Raw genomic sequence first — 21,906 nt, 5'->3', positions numbered from 1 at the left:
ACAGGCACACGCGTCTGGAAGTCAATGCGCGGGATGAGCGGGTACGCCGCCGCGCGTTAGTGGATCAGCACTTCCTCGTCGCCGGGCATGCCGATCCCCCGCCGGAGCAGCAGGGTGCCGCTCTGCCGGTGCAGTTCGGTGACCGCCTGGCGCCAGGAGATGGCGGCTTCCACTTCCTCCAGCTGGCTCTCCAGCAGGTCGCGCTGCGCCTGAGCGACCACCAGCGCGGTGGTCTCGCCCACCTCGAAGCGGGCCTGCTCGGCGCGCAGGACTTCCTCCTGCAGGCGCCGGGTGACGGCAACGGCGTCCACCTGCTCGCGGGTGCGCTCCACCTCCAGCCAGGCATTGCGCACGTCCAGGTCCACCAGTTGCCGCAGATTGGCCACCGCTTCGCCGGCCCGTTCGCGGTTGAACAGGGCGCGGTCGCGCTGGGCAGTCTCCGCCCGACGGAACACCGGCGTCTCCACCTGGATGCCGGCGCGGAAGTCGTACCCCGGGCCGTCCACGTCGCGCCAGGAGTCACCGAAGCTGTCGGCGTAACCGGTCTTGCCGAGGGTGACGAAGAAGTCCAGCCGCGGCAGCATGCCGTCGCGGGTGCGCACTACCTCCAGCTCGCCGCGCCGGATCTGCAGGCGGGCTTCGTTGAGGTCCGGGCGCAGGCCGCGGCCGAGCTGGACGTGCTCGCGGACCTCGCCAAGCGGCAGGGGCACCACGTCCGGTTCGTCCTCAGCCTCCAGCGCCGTATCCCAGGTGGCGCCGGGCGGGTTCATGAGGCGCAGCAGGGACAGGCGCGCGCTCTCCCGCTGGCTGCGTACATCGATCAACCCCTGGCGGCGCAGGGCCACTTCCGCCTGGGCCGCGGTCTCGTCGGTTTCCGGCCGGTCGCCCACGCTGATGCGCCGCCGGGTCTCCTCCAGCTGCTGTTCCGCCACATCCAGCGCTTCCTCGAAGATCGCCACCTGCTCCTCGGCGAGCACGTAGCTCCAGTAGGCGTTCTCCACCTCGGCCACCAGGGCTTCGGCAAAGCCGCGCAGCTCGTAGACGCTGGCGAGGGTGTCGATCTCCGCCTGGCGCAGGTTGGCGAGGTTGGAGTCGATGCGCCCACCCTGAAGCAGGGCCTGGGTGAGGGTGATGCCAAGGCGGCTTGCGTACTGTTCCTCGACTCCGGACCGGTCGGCGCGGTCACTACGCACGGACAGTTCCAGATCGGTGCCGGTGGGAAGCGACTGGCGCAGCCCGCCCTCGATGCGCTCGGTCTCCGTGCGTCGTTCCTCAGGGGGCTCGGCCAGTTCCTGGAATTGCTGCACGACCCGGTCGCGGCCGATGCTCATCTCGCCGAAGATCACCGGGTCGAAGACGGCGCGCTCCACCGCCTCGAAGGTGCCGGCGATGGCGGGCTGGAGCTGCTCCGAGGCCAGCGAGCGGTTGTTCTCCAGGGTCAGGAGGACGGCGTCCTCCACGGACAGGGACAGGGGCACGTCGTCCACCGGCTCGGGGCCCGTCCAGTCCAGCGGCAGGGACAGATCCAGCTCGGCGCCGGTTGCCTCCCGGGGCGGGTCACGGTCCAGCTGGTCCACGGTTCCATCCGGGGCCGTGACACCCGGATCAACCGGCCGGGCATCGATGAGCGCCCGCGCAGCGTCGCCGGGTTGATCCGCCGATAGCATGGGTACGGCCAGTGCGGTTGCAGCGAGCAGGGCGGCCGGCAGTGCGGTGGATGGCCTCATGGGCGATGCTCCCGATGGAACAGGGTGTAGAGCACGGGAATGACGAACAGCGCGATGGCGGTGGAACTCAGCAGTCCGCCGATGACGGCACGGGCCATGGGCGCCTGGGCTTCGCCGCCTTCACCGATACCCAGCGCCAGGGGCAGTAGGGCGAGAATGGTGGTCAGCGACGTCATGAGAATGGGCCGCAGGCGCCGCCGCGCCGCTTCCCGCACCGCGGCGCCCACGGCGAAGCCGTCGTGGGTCCGCAGGCGCGCGCTCTGGTCCACCAGCAGGATGGCGTTGTTCACGGCGATGCCCACCAGCATGATACAGCCGATCAGCGACTGGGTGTTCAGTGTGGTGCCGGTGGCGAGCAGCAGGCCCACTACGCCGATGGCGGCCATGGGGACGGCGCCCATGACGATCAGCGGGTCCCGGAACGATTCATACAGGCTCGCCAGCACCATGTAGACCAGGGCGATGGCCAGCAGCATGGACAGGCCTAGTTCGGAGAACGCCGCCTCCTGCTCCTCGTAATCGCCCGCGAAGGTGATGTCCACGCCGCGCGGCAGGGGCATGTCGGCCAGGGCCGCGCGGGCATCCGCCACCACCGACCCTAGGTCGCGTTCCGAGACGTTGGCGGAGACGGTGTTCAGGCGCTGCTGTTCCTTGCGGAAGATCTGGATCGGCCCCTCCGAAGGCTCCAGGGTGACGACGTTGCGCAGCGCGATGTTGCCGCCGTCGGGGCCCGGGATGCTCAGGGCCAGCAGGTCGTCGGTGCTCATGCGCCGGGCGTCCTGAAGCTGGACGCGGATCGGGTGTTCGCTGCCGCCGTCACGGAACTGGCCGGTGGTGCTTCCGCCCAGGGCCGTTTCGATGGTGCGGGCCACGCGGCCGACACTCAGGCCCAGGTCTGCCGCGCGTTCGCGGTTGACCCGCACCAGTTCCTGGGGCGTGCCGTCTTCCCGGGCCAGGGCGATGTCGGTGATGCCCGCCACATCCTCCAGGCGGTCGGCTACCTCCCGGGCCACGGCGTCCAGGGTCTCCAGCTCGAACCCCTGGATGTCGATCTCCAGCTGCTCCTCGCCGCCTCCGCCCAGGCGCCTGAACACCATGCCCTGGCTGGCACGCACGCGCACCGTGGCGCCGGCGGTGTCGGTGAGGCGGCGGCGCAGGTCAGTGGCGATGTCTTCACTGCTGCGGCTGCGCTCCGCCAGGGGGACGAGGCTCATGGTGATGTCGGCCCGGGCCGGGGAGCTGGCGCGGAAGGTGGACGAGCCCACGCTCACGACCGTGTTCTCGATCTCCGGTACGGCCGCATGGATGATCGCCTCGGCCCGCTGGACCTGTTCGTCGATCACCTCCAGGCGGGTGCCCGGCTCCATTTCGAAGCTCACGCGCACCTCGCCGTCGTCGGTGGCAGGCATGAACTCCGTGCCGAGGCGCGGCACCACCGCGATGGCGGCAGCGAACAGGATGACGGCGCCCAGCAGCACTGCGGCGCGGTTGCCGAGCACCCACTCCAGGGTGCGCAGGTAGCCGCGTTCGAGGCCCGCGATCAGGCGCCCGCAGCCGTTGGCCAGGGGCGCGAAGATCCCCGGCGCCGTTGCCAGTTCCACCCACGGGCGGGCCATGAGCATGGGCACCAGGGTCAGGGCCACCAGCAGGGAGCAGAACAGGGCGAACGCCACCACGAAGGCCAGCTGCCGGAACAGTACGCCGGCCAGCTCCTGGGCGAAGAACATGGGCAGAAAGATGGCCAGCGTGGTGAGCGTGCTGGCGATGATGGCGGCAGCCACATCACCCGTGCCGGCGACGGCCGCGGCGCTCTGCGCCTCGCCCAGATCGCGGCGGCGGCGTGTGATGTTCTCGATGACCACGATGGCGTTGTCCACCATCAGGCCGACCCCCAGCGCCAGCCCGCCCAGGGTCATGAGGTTGAGGGTGAAGCCGCCGAAGTAGATCAGCGCGAAGGTCGTGATCACGGAGACCGGGATGGCGGTGGCCGCCACCAGCGTGGACGGGATGTTGCGCAGGAAGAACAGCAGCACCAGCACCGCCAGGCTGCCGCCGTAGAGGATGGAGCGGCTGACGTTGTCGATGGAGCGCTGGATGAACACGGCGTTGTCCACTGCCGGCACGATCTGGAGCTGCGGGTAGTCCCGTCCCAGACGCTCGATTTCGGCGTTGACGTTGCGCGCCACCTCCACGGTGTTGGCGTCCGACTGCTTGCGCACGGCCAGCCGCAGGCCGGGATCGTCGTTGATGCGGATGATGCGCGTCACCCGCTGGTGGGTGTCCTGCACGTCGGCCACCTGACCGATGGTCACCGGGGCGCCGTTGCGCACGTCGATTACCGTCGCCGTGATGTCGTCCAGGCTGCGAAATTCCCCCGGTGTCCGGATGCGGATCTCGAACAGCCCGTCCATGATGTCGCCGCCCGGGACGATCACGTTGGCGTCGCGGATGGCGTCGCGCACGTCCTGCAGGTCCAGCCCCAGGGCCTGCATCCGCTCCGGCTGCACGTCCACCCGGATCTCCCGCTCCAGTCCGCCCCAGACGTCCACCGCGGCCACGCCGCTCTGGCGCTCCAGTCGCGGCCGGATCCGGTCGTCCACCAGTTGCCGCAGCTCGATGGGGTCGAGTGGCGCGGCGACACCGATCAGGAGAATCGGCGTGTCGGCGGCGTCGAACTTGCGCACCCGCGGCCGGTCGGCATCATCGGGCAGGGCGTTGATGATGCGCTCCAGGCGGTCGCGGATGTCGTTGGAGGCCTCTTCCAGATTCGTGCCCCAGCCGAAGGCGATACGCACATTGCTGCTGCCCTCGGTGGAGGTGGAGCTGATCTCTTCGACCCCTTCCACGGCACCGACGGCTTCTTCCACCGGGCGGGTGATGAGCTGCTCGACCTCCTCGGGCCCGGCATTGGGGTACTCGGTGGTGACCGTGATGGTGGGGTAGGTGATATCCGGCAGCAGGTCGATGGGCAGCCGGCTCAGGGCCATCACGCCGATGGTCACACTGATCAGCGTGACCATGAGCGTGAGTACCGGGCGCCGGACGGTGAAACCGGCCAGGTTCACGGAGTGTGCTCCGCCGTCGCCGCGGGCTCTTCAGCGACCTGTACCGGCGTGCCGTCGGTCAGCAGATGCCGACCCAGGGTGACCACGCGGCCATCCAGGTCCGGGTCCTGCACCTCCACCCACTGACCGTCACGCACCCCCGTGGTGACCGGCACGAACCGGGCGCGGTAGCGGTCGTCGTCCCGTTCCAGGCGGAACACTCCCCGGGTGCCGTCGCGCTCCAGCAGCGCGCCGGCCGGTACGGTGGTCGCCTGCTCCCGTGAACCGGTGATGACCCGGGCATCCACGAACATGCCCGGGCGCAGGCGGTGGTCGGGGTTCGGGATCTCGATCTCCACCCGCGCCTGCCGGGAATCCTCGCCGAATACCGGGGCGATGCGCGCCACTCGGCCCTCGAACGTCTCATCGGGGTGGGCGTCGCTGCGCAGCAGAACCGTCTGCCCCCGCTGCAGTCGCGCATACTCGCGCTCCGTGGCGAACACGACGCCGCGCAGGGGATCGAGATCCACCAGTGTGAGAATCGGTTCGTTGGCCTGGACAATGGTGCCGGGGTCGGCGAGCCGCTCGGCGACCAGCCGCGTGGCGCCGTCGCCGACCCGGTCGGCGCGGATGCGCGAGTAGCCCAGGCGGATCTCCGCGGCCCGCACCGCGGCCTCGCGCTGGCTGACCTGGGCCTGGGCCAGTTCCAGGCGGGCGCGTTCCGCTTGCAGTTCGGTCTCCGCCGCTTCCAGTTCCGACTCGGAGGCGACGCGCTGCTCACGCAGCTCGCGGGTCCGGCGCAGGCGTCGCTCCGCCGCCGCAAGCGCAGCCTCCGCCTCGTTGGTGCTGGCCCGGGCGACCAGCAACTCGGCGCGCACCTGGGCCAGTTCCTGGCGGAATTCCTCGTCGTCCAGCTCGGCGAGAATCTCCCCCGATTCCACCACGTCGCCGAGGTCCACGTGCAGATAATCCAGCCGCCCCGTTATCCGGGGAGCGATGCCGACGCGGGTGGCGGCCATCAGGGAGCCACTGAACCGGGCACGTTCGGTGAGGTCGCGCTGTTCGACCGCCACCACCTCGACGGGCACGCCGCGGGCTTCGCCCGGTGTCCTGGCGGGGGAGTCGTCGCCGCCCGTGTACCAGATCAGTGCACCCAGTGCGAGACCGAGAGCAAGCACGACGCCCACCGATCCGAATTGCTTCATTGACCACCCATGCCTGTGGAATCGTCGCCGTCTTAAGAAAGGAAGTCACCGGTACGACGCTGGCCCCCGGAAGCCCGCCGACCACCGGGCTCGCGATTTGACCGCGCTCGCGGCCATGTGTTCACCCCCGGATCGGCGTGGCGCTCAGGCGTTGAACTTGCGTGCCAGCGCCTCAAGTTTCTGCTGCTTGCGTTCCTCGGCCGTCGGCTTGCGTGGCTTCGCCGCCCTGGCGTGCTGTTTGCGTTTGGCAGCCCGGCGCTGCTTCTGTTCGTCCCGCCGCTCGCGGGCGTAATTGACCGCTTCATCGCTGACTTCGCCCGCATCGCTGCCATCCAGATGAATGCGGTTGCGGCGTGCAATGGTGGCGTCCAGGTAGGCAGGGGAGCGCGTGTACAGAGCCAGGGCCTGGCGCACCAGCCAGCCCGGGGTGTCCTGTGTCTCGGGGTTGTGGGCCAGAGCCTCGCGCAGCGACTTCTGAATGCCGATGGCCAGGGGGCGAATCTGCTCCCGGTCTCTGGTGAAGCAGTCGGGGTACTGTTCGATGAGGTGGTCGAGGAAGGCGCGCGTGCGCTCGGCCCGCTGCCGTTTCTGGGTTTCACTGGTCGCCATGCGTGTGTCCTGTTGCCCGGGGCTGCCCTGCCAGCACGGCGCGATCCTGATGCGCCCGTCCACTGACGTACACTGCTGCTGGCGGGTATGCTACTAACCTTCTCAGGCGTATTGCCAGCGTGCAAGTCGGGCGCTGGAGCGCGTCATCGGCCCTTGAGTGAGTGTCCATAGCGTCCGGATGAGTCCCTGATGATCCCTCTGCTGGTGCTCGGCGCCATCATTGTTGTTGCCGCGGGTATGCCCGGACTGTGGGTGCGCCGGGTGATGCAGCGTTATCGCACGCCTGATTCCCGCTACCGCATGACCGGTGCGGAGCTGGCCCGCGACCTGCTGCAGCGCCTGGAGCTGCCCCAGGTACAGGTGGAGCAGACGACCCGGGGCGACCATTACGATCCGCTGCAGCGGCGTATCAGGCTGAGCGAGGAGAACTACGCGGGGCGGTCGCTGACCGCGGTGACCGTGGCGGCGCACGAGGTTGGTCACGCCGTCCAGGATGCCATCGGTTACCGGCCGCTGCACTGGCGTACACACATGGTGCGCTGGGCCACTGCCGGGCAGCGCCTTGGGGCCGGGTTACTCCTCGGGTTGCCGCTGATCCTGGCGGTAAGCCGGTCGCCCGCACTGCTGCTGCCAGCTGCGGCCCTCGGGGTGGCGGGTCTTGCCATGGGCGTGCTGGTTCATCTGGTGACGCTGCCCACGGAATTCGACGCCAGCTTCCGCCGGGCCATGCCGTTGCTGGAGGCAGGGTATCTACATCCCGAGGATCGCCCCCACGCACGCCGGATTCTGCAGGCGGCCGCGCTGACTTACGTGGCCGCGGCCGCCATGAGCATGCTGAACGTCTGGCTATGGCTGCGGCTGCTGCGCCCGTGAGCATCTTGCCCACGACAGCGTGACAGCGGGTTGTTATTCTGAGCACGCGCAAGTGCGGTCACGAGAGGGTGCCGGCCATGGTCGATGACACAACGCGAATCGAGACCGTTACCGGCGACATTACCCGGCAGGATGATCTGGATGCCGTGGTGAATGCCGCCAACGCCCAGTTGATGCCCGGTGGCGGAGTGGCCGGGGCGATTCACCGTGCGGCGGGGGCGGAGCTCATGGACGCATGTCGACCGCTGGCGCCCATTTCGCCCGGGCAGGCGGTGGTGACGCCGGCCTTCGGCATGCCCAATCGCTGGATCATCCACTGTCTTGGGCCCCGTTTCGGAATCGACGAACCGGCGGACACGCTGCTGGCGGACTGCTATCGGAATGCCCTGAAACTGACCGCGCAATATGATATCCAGTCCGTTGGATTTCCGGCGCTGTCCACCGGCGCGTTCGGTTATCCGTTCCGCGAGGCTGCGGTCGTCGCGGTGCAGGCCGTTGAGGATATGCTGGAGACCCTCAGCGAGCCGCCGCGGCTGATCCGGTTCGTCTTCTTCTCGGAGGTGGATCAGCACGCATTCGATGACGTGCTGAGAGCGGGATGAAACGGCGGTGCCCCGGGGTGGCCGGGCTGGTATAATCCCGCGTCGTTTCTCCGCAGCAGTGGAAGGTCTGCAAATGGCTTACGTACAGGCATTCGGCACCGTCGTCGGCGGCTACTTCCGGCAACTGGGAGTGCTGCGCGTGGCGCTACTGATCGGTTCGGTCTTCGTCATGATTATGGCGCCCGGCGGCGATGTTCGCACTGTCTACGAAGGCATGGGGTTCGTGGAGACGGTGGTGATGCCCACCCTGGCCCCGCTGTTCCTGGTCGGCCTGCTGCTGGATGCCCTCATGTCCCGCGTCTGGATGAGCGACAGCACCCCCGATGAGATCGCCCGCCTGCGGGTCATCATTCGCTCCGAACTGCTCGTGGCGCTGGTGCTCGTCATTGCCTACGCGCCGTTCTTCATGAGTATCGCCGCCTGATCAGTTCGCTCCCGTCCACATGGCGAGCAGCGTGAGCGACACGGCGCAAAGGCCCAGCATCCACGCCGTGTAGCCGAGGTTCCAGCGGGTGATGCGGGTGCCGTCGACGCCGTAGCGCCCCTGGAACGCGAGGGTGAGCCCGGAGAGCGGGCTGACGCACACGCCGAGCGCCCATCCCGCGAGAAAGGTGGCGGCCAGCAGGCTGTGGTCCGGATTGAGCGGCTCCAGCATGGTGCCGAACGTCGCCACACTGATCACCGGGTGGACGCCGACCATGGCCAGTCCGATCATGGCGACCAGCGTCAGCCATGCCTCCACTGCGCCGAATGCCTGGAAGGGCAGCCACCCCTGCGTCGTTGCCAGTACACTGCCCAGTCCCGCCGCAAGCACGCCCGCTGCCAGGAACAGTGACAGTTCGTTGCCCATGCTCGGGAGGTTTTCTTCCACCTGTTGTTTCAGCGCCCGCCGTCCTGACCGCCCTCGGGGAATCAGGGCCGCCATGGTGATCATGGGGCCCAGCAGCGTAATCAGGGCGATGACCGAGACCTCCGGGTAAAAGGCGTGAACCACCAGAACGGTGACCGCCAGTAGACCGGGCAGTGCCAGGCTGTCGTAACGGATGGGGTAACCCTGGAACCGGTGATCCACCTTGCGCCCTTCCAGGAGATAGGTGCCCAGCAGCGCCGCCGTGGCCAGCGGCAGCCCGGTCGCGATCAGGTGGCCGATGCTGGCGTCCGGCGCGAACGCCAGTGCGGCGGCCATGGACGCGAAGAAGGGCGACCAGAACGCTGCAACGGAGAAGCTGCGAGTGAGCAGAATGGTGAGCCGGCGGTCCATGCTCTGATCCCGGGTCAGGCGGTCACCCACGATGAAGACGGTGGACAGATTGATCACCGAGCCGAAGAGCTGCACCCCGATCTGCGTGTTGCGGTAGGCATCGGGGCCCGTGGGCAGGGCCGTGGTGGCGGCGCGACGGGGCATTGCCACCAGCTGCAGAAAGCTGACGCCGATCAGCAGCGAGATCAGGCCGGTATTTGCGGCCACGGCGCGCTGCCACTGGATGGCCTCCCCCTGGAACAGCCCCCAGAGCATGCCGCCCGCGCCGAGCGCCATCAGCGCGCCGCTCTGCCAGCGCGAGCGCCGGGCTATGTCCGGCAGCACCAGCAGGCATGCGATCCAGGCAGTGATGCCGGCAGCCATGCGCCATTCCGCCGCCGTCATGGCAGTGACCACCGTGAACACGGCGGTACAGGCCAGCAGCCAGCCTGCCAGACGGCGGCGGCGGAATGGTTCGGGATGTGGAACGGACATGGGGGCTCCTGTTGCCGCGGCGATTATACCGCCGGTAGCAAGGGTCGTGGGCCTCATGGACAATAGCGTCGACACCGATCGATGGAGGGGATGTCGATGCTGCTGGATACCGCGACACTGGATGCGAACGCATACGACCGGGCCGCGCTCCTGAAGGGGGGTGGGCTGGCGGGGGCGCTTCGGGCGCCGGGCAACGTGTTCAGGTTACCTGCGGCGATTGTCGTGGCGGCTGGAGGCTGAATGGATACCGTCTCCCACCTGTTGATTGGTGGCGCCATTGGCCAGCTCGCTCTGGGGCGTCGTGCAGGCAACGTGGCGGTGGCCTGGGGCGCGGCCGTTGCGCTGGTGCCGGATGTGGATGTCCCTATCGGTGAGCTGATGGGAGACGCCGCGGCACTCACTTTCCACCGCGGCATTACCCATTCCCTGCTGTTCGTGACCCTGCTGGCGCCGTTGCTCGGCTGGCTGCTGGCGCGTATCCATCGGAGCCGCGGCGTGGGCTGGCAGGGGTGGTCGCTGATGGTCTGGCTGGTGTTGCTGAGCCACCTGGTCATCGACGCCTTCACGTCCTACGGCATTCAACTGTTCCTGCCGTTCAGCGACCATGCGGTGGCGCTCGCCAGCATCTCGGTGATCGATCCGCTCTACACTCTGCCGTTGCTGCTCGCCGTGCCGGCGTTGGTGTTCTTCCGCGAGCACTCCCGCTGGCGGAGTGTGCTCGCCTGGGTGGGCGTGGCGTTGTCCAGTGCATACCTGGTGTTCACGCTCGCCCACAAGTGGTGGGTGACCACCGTGTTCGAGACGGGTCTTGAGCGGGCCGGCATCGAACACGAGCGCCTGTTCGTCAAGCCGACGGTGTTCAACAACGTGCTCTGGCGCGGGATCGCCGAGGTCGACGACGGCTACTGGGTCGGTTTCCACTCGCGTCTGGATGACGGTCCGCCGGAGACATTCATTCACTTTGAACGGCGCGCGGAGCTGCTGGCGCCCTATCGTGACGCGCCGGTGGTTCAGGATCTGCTGCAGGTCTCCGAGGGCTACTACCAGATGGCGGAACACGACGGGGAACTTCTGTTCCGGGACCTGCGCTACGGGCAGGCCTTCGAGTGGATCGGGGACGATCGGCCGCACGTGTTCACCTACCGCATCATCGCCCCGGAGGGCCCCGACGGCCCGGTGGACATCGAAACCCTGAGCCTGGAAGTGGAGGGCGACCGGGATCGCGCCACCGCCAGGGCCCTGTGGGAGCGCCTGCAGGGGCGAGACTGATTCGCCCCTGCAGTCTTGACCTGCGGGTCTGTTGTTAATAAATTAATGACAATTGAGTCATGTTTCGGAACTGCCATGTCGGACCCGTCCCTGCCACGCGATTCCGTCCCCCGCACCCGCCGTGGTGCACAGACCCGTTCCCGCCTGCTGCGGGCAGCCGAAGAGGCGTTTGGCTCCCGCGGCTACCACAGGGCCGGCATCAGTGACATCACGCTGGCGGCGGGGGTGGCCCAGGGCACGTTCTACTCCTACTTCCGCAACAAGGAAGAGGTGCTGCGGGAACTGGTGCGGAACATGGGGCGCGATCTGCGTGCGCATCTGGCGGCGGAGGTCTCCGACGCCCGGGATCGTCTCGATGCCGAGGCGCGGGGTCTGCGGGCCTTCCTGGCCTACGTGGCCGGCCACCCCTGGATGTACCGGGTGCTGCAGGAAGCGCAGTTCGTGGACGAGTCCATCTACCGCGAGTACTACGAAGCCTTCGGCGATAGCTACCTGCGCCTGCTGGATGTGGCCGAAGCCGGGGGCGAGGTCCGCCCCGGGGATAACCGCATCCGTGTCTGGGCATTGATGGGCATGGCCCATTTCCTCGGGCTGCGCTACGGGCTCTGGGAGCGGGATGTGCCTCTGGACCGTGTCGTGGATACGGTGCGCGATCTGCTCCAGCACGGCCTGGTAACCGGCGAGGAGAACGAGGAGAACAAGGGATGAACGATCCCCTGGTAATCACGACCCACGCCGAAGGCGTGGTCCGGTTGACCCTGAACAGGCCCGAGCGCCACAACGCCCTGGTGCCGGAACTGCTGGAGGCACTCTCCGAGGCGTTGGCGCAGGCACCGGCGCATGCGCCCCGGGCAATCGTGATCGCGGCCAACGGCAAGTCGTTCTCCACGGGCGGTGACGTGGCCGGGTTCTACACCGTTCCCCGGGCGCAACGGGTGGAGTACGCCCGGCGCGTGGTGGGCGCGCTGAACGGCGTCATCCTCCAGCTTCTGCGTCTGCCGGTGCCCACCATCGCCGCGGTGCACGGCATGGTCACCGGCGGCTCCCTGGGACTGGTGCTCGCCAGCGACCTGGTGGTCGCCGGGCCGCGTGCGAGCTTCTCGCCCTGGTACACCCATGTGGGCTTCAGCCCCGATGGCGGCTGGACAGCGCTGCTGCCTGAGCGGATCGGACGCGCCCGGGCGCTGGAGCTGCAGCTCTGCAACGGCGCGCTGGACGCCGACACGGCGGCGGCGCTGGGGCTGGTCCAGCGGCTGGCCCCCCACGAGGGCGTTGTGGATACCGCCCTGACGCTGGCAGACGAACTGGAGAGCCGCTGGCCGGGGAGCGTGCGCCGGACTCTGGCACTGACGCGACCCGATCTGGCCGCCGTCGAGCGCCGGCTGGAGGCCGAACTGATCAATTTCCTCGAACAGATCGGCAGTGACGAGGCGGAACAGGGGATGGCTGCCTTTCTTGGCAAGGGGTGAGGGACAAAGACACCCCGGGGGAATTCAGCAACGCGGAGGGCAAGGCCATGGACATGTTCGACCTGCTCGCGCACCGGGCCCGGGTGACACCCGAGGCGCTGGCGGTGGAAGATCTGACCGACGGTACCCGTTACACCTACGCCCAGCTCAACGAACGGGCCGCCCGCGTTGCCGCAGCGGCGACCGGAACCTGGGGGCTCGATGCCGGCGACCGCCTCGCCTACCTGGGGCACAACCGCGCCGAGTTCTTTGCTCTGCTGTTCGGCTGCGCCAAGGCGGGCGTCATTCTCGTGCCGTTGAACTGGCGGCTTGCCGTGCCCGAGCTGGACGGTCTGCTGGACGACGCCACGCCCGCCGCGCTCATCCATGGTGCCGAGTTCGCCGACGCCGCCGCATCCCTTGCCGGCAGCCGCCCGGCGCTGGTCAGCGTGGGCATGGAGGGGGGTGTCACCGGCGCGCGGGTGTACGAAGACGACGTGGCGGCGGTGACGCCCGATCCCGGGCCCCATGCGCCCCGGTCCCCGGATACGCCCTGGTATCTGCTGTATACCTCCGGCACCACCGGACGGCCGAAAGGCGTGATCCAGACCTTCCGCATGATGATGGCGAATTACTGGAACATCGGCATTCCCGTGGAACTGCGGCAGGACGATGTGCTGCTCAACGTCCTGCCCATGTTCCACACCGCCGGGATCAACCTGTATTCCAGCGCCGTCTTCCTGGTGGGCGGGGCCGTGCTGGTGCAGCGCAGTTTCGAGCCGGAGCAGGCCCTGGACGTGCTGGAGCGGCGGGCCACCGTCTTCTTCGGTGTCCCGGCCGTCTACCAGATGCTCATCGAGCAGTCCGGTTTCAGCGGTGAACGGCTCGGGCACGTGCGCTCCTGGGGCTGTGGCGGCGCACCGCTGGCGCTGTCGGTGGCCGAACGCTACGTCGCCCACGGCATCTACGTGCGCACCGGCTTCGGCATGACCGAGACTGGCCCTACCGTGTTCCTGCTGGACGAGGAGCGCGTGCTCGACAAGACCGGCTCCGTCGGGCGGCCCCAGCTGCTGGCGGAGACCCGTATCGTCGACCGTGACGGCAATGACGTGCCGCCCGGCGAGCCGGGCGAGCTGCTGATCCGCGGGCCGGGCGTCACACCGGGTTACTGGCAGCGCCCGGACGCCACCGCGGAGACCATCGAGGCCGACGGCTGGCTGCACAGCGGCGACGTGGCCCGCTGTGACTCGGACGGCTACTACTTCATCGTCGATCGCTGGAAAGACATGTTCATCTCCGGCGGCGAGAACGTCTACCCCGCGGAGGTGGAGCAGGTGCTGCTGCAGCACGACGCCGTGGCCGACGTGGCCGTCGTGGGCATGCCGGATGAGCGCTGGGGCGAAGTGGGCTGCGCGTACGTCTGCCTCGGCGACGGCGGCGCAGCCGATGCCGACGCCCTGCGCGACTGGTGCCGCGAGCGGCTCGCCGGCTACAAGGTGCCAAAGGTGTTCACCATCCGCGATGCGCTGCCGCGCAATGCCCTGGGCAAGGTTCGGAAACAGGAGTTGCGCGACGATGCACGCCGCTGAACTGCAGTCCGTTCATGAAGAGCGGGTCTTCACCCAGGTCGACTTCAAGCGCTTCGGCGACATCTCCGGCGATCGCAACCCCATCCACGTGGACCCGGCCTTCTCCGCCGAGACCGCGTTCGGGGCCACCGTGGCGCACGGCATGCTGCTGTTCAGTGCGGTGCATGGCCTGGTCGCACGTAGCTGGCCTGGCGCGCGGCTGCTGCAACAGGATCTCATGTTCCCGGCCCCGACCTATGCCGATGAACCCGTGATCATCGCCCTGGAGCCCCTATGGCAGGAGGATGGCTGTTGCTGGCGCGTCGCCACGCGGGTGGAGAAGGCGGACGGGCGCCGCGGGCTCGATGGTCAGTGCCTGGTCGGGTTCGGCGGGGAGGAGCAGTCATGAGCGCCGCACTCGACGCGTTCCACCGGCTCGCCGTGGGTGACACCGCCTCTCTGGTGCGTACCTACTCCGCCGAGGATGTCCGGCAATGGGCGGCGCTGGCGCGTGCCCCGGAGCCGGCAGACGGCGTTCCGGAGCCCCTGCTGGCGGGCCTGTTCTCCTGTCTGCTGGGCGAGACCCTCCCGGGGCACGGGACCAACTACCTGAAGCAGCACCTGGAAGTGGTCAGTCCGGCGCGGGTGGGGGAGGCCATCACGGCCCGGGTTGCCATCACCCGGCTGCGCCCGGACAAGGCGCTGGTGAACCTGGACACCGAGTGCACCGGCGCCGATGGTCGTGTGGTGTGCCGGGGCGATGCACTGGTGCTGTTCAAGCGGTGACCGGCGCTCCCCCAAGCGACGCCGGCTCAGGCACAATGGGGCTTCCAGCAAGGTGATGGAGCCCCACCATGGCCGATGTGATTCCATTGCAGCGGCGTCAGCGCCGGCAGCGCAAACGCGAAGGTGACACCCTCTGTCGTGCGGGGCGCCACCGCTGGGAAGTGGTGACCGAGTCCCGCTTCGATGTGCGTGAAGGGCGCCTGGTGACCGTGCTGCGCTGTTCGCGCTGCGGCCGGGAACGGACCGAGCGGCGCTGATGATCGTCCTGGATCAGGTCTCCCGGGCGTTCACCGAGGGCGGTCGGTCGCGGGTCGTGCTGGACCGCTTCTCCGAGACGGTCGCCACCGGCGAGCGGCTTGCGGTGGTCGGGCGCAGTGGTGTCGGCAAGTCGACCCTGCTGAACCTGCTCGGTGGCATGGACGTGCCCGATGCCGGCCGGGTGCACATCGGTGATGCCGAGCTCACCGCCATGAACGAGCGCGAGCGCACCCTGCTGCGCCGCCACCGGATCGGCTTCGTGTTCCAGTTCTTCAATCTCATTCCCACCCTGACCGTCATTGAGAACCTGCTCATGCCGCTGGAGATGACCGGCGGTGTTGATGCGGCCGGCCGCCAGCGGGCGCGGGGCCTCCTTGAGCGTGTCGGGCTGGGGGATCGTGAAGGGGCGTTCCCCGATGCCCTCTCCGGCGGTGAACAGCAGCGCATCGCCATTGCCCGGGCGCTGGTGCATCAGCCGGATGTGCTGCTGGCCGACGAGCCTACCGGCACCCTCGACGAAGACACCGCCGAAGAGGTCCTGGCACTGCTGGACGAACTCACCGGCCAGGGGCGGGTTACCGTGGTGCTCGTGACCCACAGCATGGCCGTGGCCCGCCGCATGGACCGTGTGCTCAGACTCGGGGGCGGCGCTGGCTGATGGCGTTGCTGTTGCCGCGCTCCCTGCTGCTCCGCGCGAGCCTGCGCTACCTCTGGCGCCACCCCTGGCAGCTCGGGTTGGCGCTGCTGGGCGTGGCCATCGGCGTTGCCGTGGTGGTGGCCGTGGATCTGGCCAACCAGAGCGCCTCGCGGGCATTCACCCTGTCTACCGAGGCACTCACCGGCCAGTCCACCCATCAAGTGGTGGCCGGCCCGGAAGGCATCCCCGAGGACTGGTACGTGGGGCTGCGGCGCGAGCACGGGCTGCGGCCTTCGGCGCCGGTGGTGGAAGGGTTCGTGCGTCTGCCGGAGCGGGACGACCACAGCCTGCGGGTGCTCGGCGTGGATGTCTTCGCCGAGGCGGGCATGCGCCCCGCCATCGGCGCCATCACCGGCCGCGTGCCGGTGGGGGAGCTGCTGGCCTACCCGGACGGCGCGGTGATGCTGGCGTCGGACCTCGCCCGCCTGGGGCTGGAGCCGGGGGACCCGCTCACCGTCCGCCACCGCGGGCGCGATCACACCCTGCGCGTGCTGGAGGGGATGACGCCGCAGCGCGAGCTGGATGCCACCGGCCTGCGCGATGTCCTGATCATGGATGTTGCGGCGGCCCAGGAACTGCTGAGCCGTGAGGGGCGCCTGGACCGGGTGGATTTCGTGCTGGACGAGCGCCGTCTGGCGGTGCTGTCCGAGCTGCTGCCGGATGGCGCGCGGCTGGTGGAAGCCGATCAGCGCGCCGCCTCCCTGGCGCAGATGACCGATGCCTTTCAGCTCAACCTGCAGGCGTTCAGCCTGCTGGCCCTGGTGGTGGGTGCATTCCTGATCTACAACACCATGACCTTCTCGGTGGTCCAGCGCCGGCAGCTGCTGGGCATGCTTCGCGCCACCGGCACCACCCGCGGTGAAGTCTTCCGGGTGATTCTGCTGGAGGCCGCGGTCATAGGGGGTGTCGGCACGACCGCCGGGTTGCTGCTGGGGCTTGCCCTCGCCACCGTCCTGGTGGATCTGGTGACCCGCACCATCGACGACCTCTACTTCGCGCTGGCCATCCGGGAACTCAGCGTCGATCCCGCATCGTTGTTGCGCGGGGCCGCGCTCGGCATCGGCATGACCATTGTCGCGGCGCTCGCCCCGGCGCGGGAAGCGACCGCCATCCCGCCCCGGGCGGCGCTGAGCCGTTCGTTTCTCGAGCATCGCCGCCGCCGCTGGCTGCCGCTGCTGACTGTTGCCGGGGTGGTGCTGGGGGCGCTCGGCGTGGTGCTGCTGGCGGCCACCGGGGAGCGGCTGACGCCGGCCTTTGCCGGGCTGTTCGCGCTCATTCTGGGCATGGCCCTGCTGGTGCCGCCGCTGCTGTCCCTGAGCGTGCGCCTGCTGGCACCGGTGCTGGGGGCCACGGCCGGGTATCTCGGGCGCATGACCGCACGCGGCGTGGGCGCAAGCCTCTCGCGCACGGGCGTGGCGGCAGCCGCGCTTACGGTAGCGGTGTCCGCTGTGATCGGCGTCGGTGTCATGGTGGACAGCTTCCGCACCACCTTCGCGGACTGGCTGGATGCCACACTGCACGCGGACGTCTATGTCTCGGTGCCGGGCGGCGGTGCCATGGAGCCGGACCAGCGTCAGCGCCTCGAAGGCGTGGAGGGTGTCGACTTCGTCACCCGGTCGCGCTTCGTGCGCGTGGGTGCCGGTGACCACGATGCCCGACTGCGGGTGTTCGATATTCCGACGCCCGCCGAGGAGGGCTTCCGGTTCCGGGCCGGTGATCCCGACAGGGCATGGCGAGCGTACCGTGACGCCGGCGCCGTTTTCGTCACTGAGCCGTACGCCTGGCACCACGGCATTGCCGTCGGCGACACCGTCACCCTCAGCACCGCCCGCGGCGAGCGCCCCTTCCCGGTGGCCGCCGTGCTCTACGATTACGGCACCTCCGAGGGGGCGGTTATCATGGGGCGCCAGACATACGACAACCACTGGGATGATCCGGCCGTGGACAGCCTCGGCGTTTATGCCGGTGACGGTGTTTCCACGGAGGGGTTGCGGGAGCGGCTGCAGTCTGCGGCAGCAGAGGGCGAGCAGCTGTTGCAGTTCCAGTCCAACCGGGAGATCCGTACGCTGTCCCTGGAGATCTTCGATCAGACGTTCACGATAACTCAGGTGTTGCGGATGCTGGCGGTTCTCGTGGCGGTCACCGGCGTGTTGAGCGCGCTGCTGGCGCTGTCGCTGGAGCGGGCCCGGGAGTATGCCGTCCTCCGCGCGGTTGGTGTCACGCCGCGCGAGCTCGGCGGTCTGGTCACTGCGCAGAACGCCCTGGTGGGCGTGCTCAGCGGCCTGTTCGCCATGCCGCTGGGGCTGGGTCTGGCGGCGGCGCTGATCCTTGTGATCAATCAGCGCTCCTTCGGCTGGTCCATGGACCTGGCCGTCGACCCCTGGATACTGTTACAGGCCCTCGGGCTGGCTCTGGTGGCGGCGCTGGTGGCCGGGCTCTATCCGGCCTGGCGCATGGCCCGCACCACGCCGGCCCTGGCGATGAAAGAGGACTGATCCATGGCAACGGACCCGGAACACCGGCCCATCGGGCGCCGCATGCGCTGGCAACTTGGCATCACCGTCGCCGCGGTACTGGTGGTGCTGCTCCTGCTGCGGATGTGGTCCGGCGGGGACGACACCGAGGCCCCGGATGACGATGGTTTCGACGTGACCGGGGCGCTGTCCGGCGAAGAGGATGCGGCCGGGTTCGCGCGCGTCACCGGGCCGGAGCCCCTGTCGTTCCCGGAGGACCACGGCCCCCATCCCGACTACCGCCATGAGTGGTGGTATGTCACCGGCAATGTGCGTGACGCCGACGACCGCCACTTCGGCTTCCAGGTGACCCTGTTCCGCTTCAATGTTGCCGCCGATCCGCCGGAGCGGGAGGCAGCGCTGGCCACCAATCAGCTCTGGATGGGCCATCTGGCCATTACCGATACCGAGAGCGGCGCGTTTCACCACCGGGAGCGGTTCGTGCGCGGTGCGGCAGGGCTGGCGGGCGGTGTCGCCGACCCGTTCCGCATCTGGATCGAGGACTGGGAGATGACCGGAGACGGCGAAGACATGATGCCGTTGCGGCTGGATTTTCCCGATGACGACCTGGGTCTGGACATCACCCTGAAGCCGCGCAAACCGCTGGTGCTGCAGGGCGAGGACGGCTACAGCCGCAAGGGTCCGGAGCCGGGCAACGCCTCCCGTTACTACTCCTATACCCGTCTGGCGGCGTCCGGGGAGCTGATGGTGGGCGACACCACCCACGGGGTCACCGGCCAGGCGTGGATGGACCGGGAGTGGGGCACCAGCACCCTGAGCGAGGACCAGGCCGGCTGGGACTGGTTCTCCATTCAGATGGAAGACGACCGGGACATCATGTTCTACCACCTGCGCCGGAATGACGGTTCCATCGACCCGCTGAGCAAGGGGCTGCTGGTGGAGCCCGATGGCGATGCCCGCGTGTTGTCGTTGGACGAGGTAGAACTGGAGGCGCAGCGGCACTGGGAGAGTGGGGGCGGTACCCGGTATCCGGTGGCCTGGCGCATGCAGGTGCCGAATGAGGGGCTGGATCTCAGGCTCGAGGCGGTCATGGACGGGCAGGAGTTGCGCGGCGCCTTCCGCTACTGGGAGGGTGCCATCCGGATCACCGCCGAGGAGGGCCCGGACGGCGTCGGCTATGCCGAGCTCACGGGCTACTAGTACGCCTTGAGCACGGTCTCGCGTAGCTCTTCGATGATCGCCCGCCGGGTGGCGGGGCTGCGCCGGCGCAGGGGCAGCAGCACCGCCTCCATGAGTGTCATCAGGGTCTCGCTACGGGTTTCCAGATCGGCCACGGACCGCTCGCCGCGCTCCCGTGCCAGCGCGGCAAGACACTGCTGGAGCAGCTGCCGGAGTCGGTCTTCCTGGCGTCCGAGCTGCTCGCGAAACACACGGTTGACCGCGCTGTTGTAGGGCTCTTGCCAGTAGCCGGCGATGCCGTCGGTGATGCGCTCGTCCTCGGCCAGGGCCGCGACGCCCTGAAAGAAGGAGTAGAGCTGATCCCGCGGGGCCGCTGTCGTCTGCATCGGCGCGATGATGTGTTCCTCGAACAGAGACTCCAGTACCTCCAGGCACTCTCTGAACAGCGCTTCCTTGCCGTCGAAATGCCAGTAAAGGGCACCCTTGCTGAGGCCAACGGCCCGGGCAATGGTGTCGATGGAGACGCCGTCGTAGCCGTGCCGGCCGAACAGCCGAAAGGCTGCATCGCGGACAGTGTCCCGAGTCTGTTTCTGGGTGCTCTTCATTCCATCGTGCGTAACCGGCAACGGCGTGGCTGTTGTCATCTTGGCATCGCTTCAGATCGGGTTGCCCGCGAAGCGGTCGGGCAACGTCTATAGTATCAGGCCTGTCAGAAGTTACAGGTATGCCAGTCCATCGGCCGACAGACTGTGATCTGGTTGGCACAACGGGTAATCAAGCGATCATTAAGGGTTTTTGATCGCGTAACAGAGTTATGGGAGGGAGGTCAGGAGACGGCGGATTGGCTGAAGTAGCGTTCCAGATACTGCTCGAAGCTGAGGGTGTCGGCCTGTTCCACCGCCGCCTGTTCGGCCAGGGAGTCGCGGCTTGCCGTCTCGAAACGTGCGCGGGTGCCGGCGTCCAGGGGATGGTTCTTGAAGGCCTGTTCGTGCAGGCGTGACTGCCGCATGGCGAACTCGATGAAGTTCTCGCCGTTGCTGCGCATGCTGTTGAGGACCCGCGCCGAGGGTGTGCGGTCGGCGTCCCGGACGCTGGCATGGTAGAGCGCCACGGCGTCGCCGTAGGGAGTCTCCGTGCGCGTCTGGTCCAGCAGTTCGGCGATGCAGGCCAGGTCGCGGCAGATGGTGTCGGCCCACTCCTGCAGGCGGATTCCGCCCTGGCCATCGTCCAGCATCAGCTCCGGGTCGCGGCCCTGGCGGGCCACCAGGCCCTGGTTGTGGTTGATGCGGCCCTGCTCGCGGGCCGAGATCGGTGGGCTGTCTTCCAGCAGGCAGTAGACCAGCAGCGCTTCCAGGAAGTGCAGCTGGCTGGCCACCACGCCCACCGGGGCGAAGGGGTCCAGGTCCAGGGCGCGGATCTCCACGTACTCCACACCCGCGCGGCGCAGCGCCCGGGTAGGTTTCTCGCCGGAGCGCGCCACGGCCTTGGGGCGCACGAAGCTGTAGTATTCGTTCTCGATCTGCAGCACGTTGGTGTTGAGCTGCCGCCATTCGCCGCCCACCCGCGTGCCGATCTTCGCCCACTCGGGGTCTTCGGTGCTGATGGCGCGCTCCAGGCTGCCCACGTAGGCGTCCAGGTCGTTATAGGAGATGTTCAGTCCCGCCTGTGCCTTGTTCTTGTAGCCCACGTCACTCATGCGCAGCGAGGTACCGTAAGGCTCGTAGAAGGTGTAGGCGTCGAATTCCCGGAACCCCGGGTTGTCGCCGCCGGTGAACGACTTGCACACCGCCGGCGATGCACCGAACAGGAACGGGATCAGCCAGCCGAAACGCTGGAAGTTGCGGATCAGCCGGAAATAGGCGTCGGAAACGAACGTTTGCAGGTCGCGCGTGTCATCCTCGTGCTCCTTGAGCACCTCCCAGAACGCGGTGCTGAACGAGTAGTTGAAATGGATGCCGGAGATCGCCTGCATAGCGCGGCCGTAGCGCCAGTCCAGCCCGCGTCGGTAGACGTGCTTCATCATGCCCACGTTGGACTCGCCGTACCAGGCGATGGGGATGGCGGCGTCGCCACCGACGATGCAGGGCATGCTCGTGGCCCACAGGAGCTCGTCACCGATGTTCTGGTAGGTGAACGTGTGGATGTCCTCGAGAAACGCCAGCGCCGTGGAGATTTCGTTCTCCGGCGGCGTGATGAACTCCAGCAGCGCCTCCGAATAATCGGTGGTGATCCACGGGTGCGTGAGATTCGAACCCAGCGCCCGGGGGTGGGGCGTCTGGGCGATATGGCCGTCCCGGTCCACGCGCAGGCTCTCTTTCTCCAGCCCTTTCAGACTCCCGCGCAGTAGCCCGCGCTGATGGGTGTTCAGAAGACTGGCTAGCCGTTTCTCTGCGTTTCGGACCATTGGTCGCGATGCCCCCAGCTGGTGCGCG

At 68.2% G+C, this 21,906-nt stretch carries 20 protein-coding genes; 13 read left to right on the top strand and 7 right to left on the bottom strand.

The features are described 5' to 3' along the window. Positions 1–56: 56 nt before the first annotated feature. The 4 genes from ACNSTU_RS07685 to ACNSTU_RS07670 form a co-directional block, all read right to left on the bottom strand. Positions 57–1,727: a TolC family protein gene (locus ACNSTU_RS07685; protein WP_290630674.1), complete on the bottom strand. Its 1,671-nt coding sequence runs from the start codon at positions 1,725–1,727 to the stop codon at positions 57–59. Continuing rightward, positions 1,724–4,792 carry an efflux RND transporter permease subunit gene (locus ACNSTU_RS07680; protein WP_290630676.1) on the bottom strand — a complete coding sequence of 1,023 codons (3,069 nt, stop codon included), beginning with the start codon at positions 4,790–4,792 and terminating at the stop codon, positions 1,724–1,726. The genes ACNSTU_RS07685 and ACNSTU_RS07680 overlap by 4 nt, the downstream gene beginning before the upstream one ends. Beyond that, positions 4,789–5,976: an efflux RND transporter periplasmic adaptor subunit gene (locus ACNSTU_RS07675; protein ID WP_290630678.1), complete on the bottom strand. Its 1,188-nt coding sequence runs from the start codon at positions 5,974–5,976 to the stop codon at positions 4,789–4,791. Before ACNSTU_RS07675 ends, ACNSTU_RS07680 begins: the two co-directional genes overlap by 4 nt. Positions 5,977–6,120: 144 nt before the next feature. Beyond that, positions 6,121–6,585 (bottom strand): ProQ/FinO family protein, encoded by a 465-nt coding sequence (locus ACNSTU_RS07670; protein WP_290630679.1) that lies wholly within the window; start codon positions 6,583–6,585, stop codon positions 6,121–6,123. Positions 6,586–6,774: 189 nt separating this feature from the next. On the opposite strand from ACNSTU_RS07670, the gene ACNSTU_RS07665 reads away from it, so the two are divergent. The 3 genes from ACNSTU_RS07665 (at position 6,775) to ACNSTU_RS07655 (ending at position 8,484) form a co-directional block, all read left to right on the top strand. Beyond that, complete coding sequence (locus ACNSTU_RS07665) at positions 6,775–7,458, top strand: zinc metallopeptidase (RefSeq protein WP_290630681.1); 684 nt, start codon at positions 6,775–6,777, stop codon at positions 7,456–7,458. A gap of 77 nt (positions 7,459–7,535) precedes the next feature. After that, on the top strand, positions 7,536–8,060 hold the full coding sequence (locus ACNSTU_RS07660) for a macro domain-containing protein (protein WP_290630683.1): 525 nt from the start codon (positions 7,536–7,538) through the stop codon (positions 8,058–8,060). Between the two features lie 73 nt (positions 8,061–8,133). Beyond that, a complete protein-coding gene (locus ACNSTU_RS07655; RefSeq protein ID WP_290630685.1) occupies positions 8,134–8,484 on the top strand; it encodes a hypothetical protein in 351 nt (116 codons plus the stop codon). On the opposite strand, the gene ACNSTU_RS07650 is transcribed toward ACNSTU_RS07655, so the two are convergent. Next, positions 8,485–9,795, bottom strand: coding sequence for a hypothetical protein (locus tag ACNSTU_RS07650; RefSeq protein ID WP_290630687.1), 1,311 nt, complete (start codon positions 9,793–9,795; stop codon positions 8,485–8,487). 240 nt (positions 9,796–10,035) lie between these two features. Here ACNSTU_RS07650 and ACNSTU_RS07645 point away from each other — a divergent pair, with 240 nt between their 5' ends. The 10 genes from ACNSTU_RS07645 (at position 10,036) to ACNSTU_RS07600 (ending at position 19,495) form a co-directional block, all read left to right on the top strand. Continuing rightward, positions 10,036–11,064 carry a metal-dependent hydrolase gene (locus ACNSTU_RS07645; RefSeq protein ID WP_290630689.1) on the top strand — a complete coding sequence of 343 codons (1,029 nt, stop codon included), beginning with the start codon at positions 10,036–10,038 and terminating at the stop codon, positions 11,062–11,064. A gap of 75 nt (positions 11,065–11,139) precedes the next feature. Continuing rightward, the gene (locus tag ACNSTU_RS07640) at positions 11,140–11,772 is read left to right on the top strand and encodes a TetR/AcrR family transcriptional regulator (protein WP_290630691.1); all 633 of its coding nucleotides are present in this window, start codon (positions 11,140–11,142) and stop codon (positions 11,770–11,772) included. Continuing rightward, positions 11,769–12,533 (top strand): enoyl-CoA hydratase/isomerase family protein, encoded by a 765-nt coding sequence (locus ACNSTU_RS07635; RefSeq protein ID WP_290630693.1) that lies wholly within the window; start codon positions 11,769–11,771, stop codon positions 12,531–12,533. Before ACNSTU_RS07640 ends, ACNSTU_RS07635 begins: the two co-directional genes overlap by 4 nt. A gap of 47 nt (positions 12,534–12,580) precedes the next feature. Beyond that, on the top strand, positions 12,581–14,101 hold the full coding sequence (locus ACNSTU_RS07630) for an AMP-binding protein (RefSeq protein WP_290630695.1): 1,521 nt from the start codon (positions 12,581–12,583) through the stop codon (positions 14,099–14,101). After that, positions 14,088–14,489, top strand: coding sequence for a MaoC/PaaZ C-terminal domain-containing protein (locus ACNSTU_RS07625; RefSeq protein WP_290630697.1), 402 nt, complete (start codon positions 14,088–14,090; stop codon positions 14,487–14,489). Before ACNSTU_RS07630 ends, ACNSTU_RS07625 begins: the two co-directional genes overlap by 14 nt. Then, positions 14,486–14,866 (top strand): hypothetical protein, encoded by a 381-nt coding sequence (locus ACNSTU_RS07620; RefSeq protein ID WP_290630699.1) that lies wholly within the window; start codon positions 14,486–14,488, stop codon positions 14,864–14,866. The genes ACNSTU_RS07625 and ACNSTU_RS07620 overlap by 4 nt, the downstream gene beginning before the upstream one ends. Positions 14,867–14,934: 68 nt before the next feature. Further along, entirely contained in the window at positions 14,935–15,123 is a 189-nt protein-coding gene (locus ACNSTU_RS07615) for a hypothetical protein (protein ID WP_290630701.1), read from the top strand. Continuing rightward, positions 15,123–15,782 (top strand): ABC transporter ATP-binding protein, encoded by a 660-nt coding sequence (locus ACNSTU_RS07610; protein ID WP_290630703.1) that lies wholly within the window; start codon positions 15,123–15,125, stop codon positions 15,780–15,782. Before ACNSTU_RS07615 ends, ACNSTU_RS07610 begins: the two co-directional genes overlap by 1 nt. Further along, entirely contained in the window at positions 15,782–18,316 is a 2,535-nt protein-coding gene (locus ACNSTU_RS07605) for an FtsX-like permease family protein (RefSeq protein WP_290630705.1), read from the top strand. Before ACNSTU_RS07610 ends, ACNSTU_RS07605 begins: the two co-directional genes overlap by 1 nt. A gap of 3 nt (positions 18,317–18,319) precedes the next feature. Then, entirely contained in the window at positions 18,320–19,495 is a 1,176-nt protein-coding gene (locus tag ACNSTU_RS07600; RefSeq protein WP_290630707.1) for a lipocalin-like domain-containing protein, read from the top strand. Here ACNSTU_RS07600 and ACNSTU_RS07595 read toward each other — a convergent pair. After that, a complete protein-coding gene (locus ACNSTU_RS07595; protein WP_290630709.1) occupies positions 19,492–20,079 on the bottom strand; it encodes a TetR/AcrR family transcriptional regulator in 588 nt (195 codons plus the stop codon). The genes ACNSTU_RS07600 and ACNSTU_RS07595 overlap by 4 nt on opposite strands. 221 nt (positions 20,080–20,300) lie before the next feature. Further along, a complete protein-coding gene (gene gshA, locus ACNSTU_RS07590) occupies positions 20,301–21,878 on the bottom strand; it encodes a glutamate--cysteine ligase (RefSeq protein WP_290630711.1) in 1,578 nt (525 codons plus the stop codon). Between the last annotated feature and the right edge of the window lie 28 nt (positions 21,879–21,906).

The sequence above is a fragment of the Aquisalimonas sp. APHAB1-3 genome (genome assembly GCF_048323695.1).
Lineage (GTDB): Bacteria > Pseudomonadota > Gammaproteobacteria > Nitrococcales > Aquisalimonadaceae > Aquisalimonas.
Note: the sequence above shows the minus strand (reverse complement) of the source record. Positions and strands in the feature narration are given on the sequence as shown.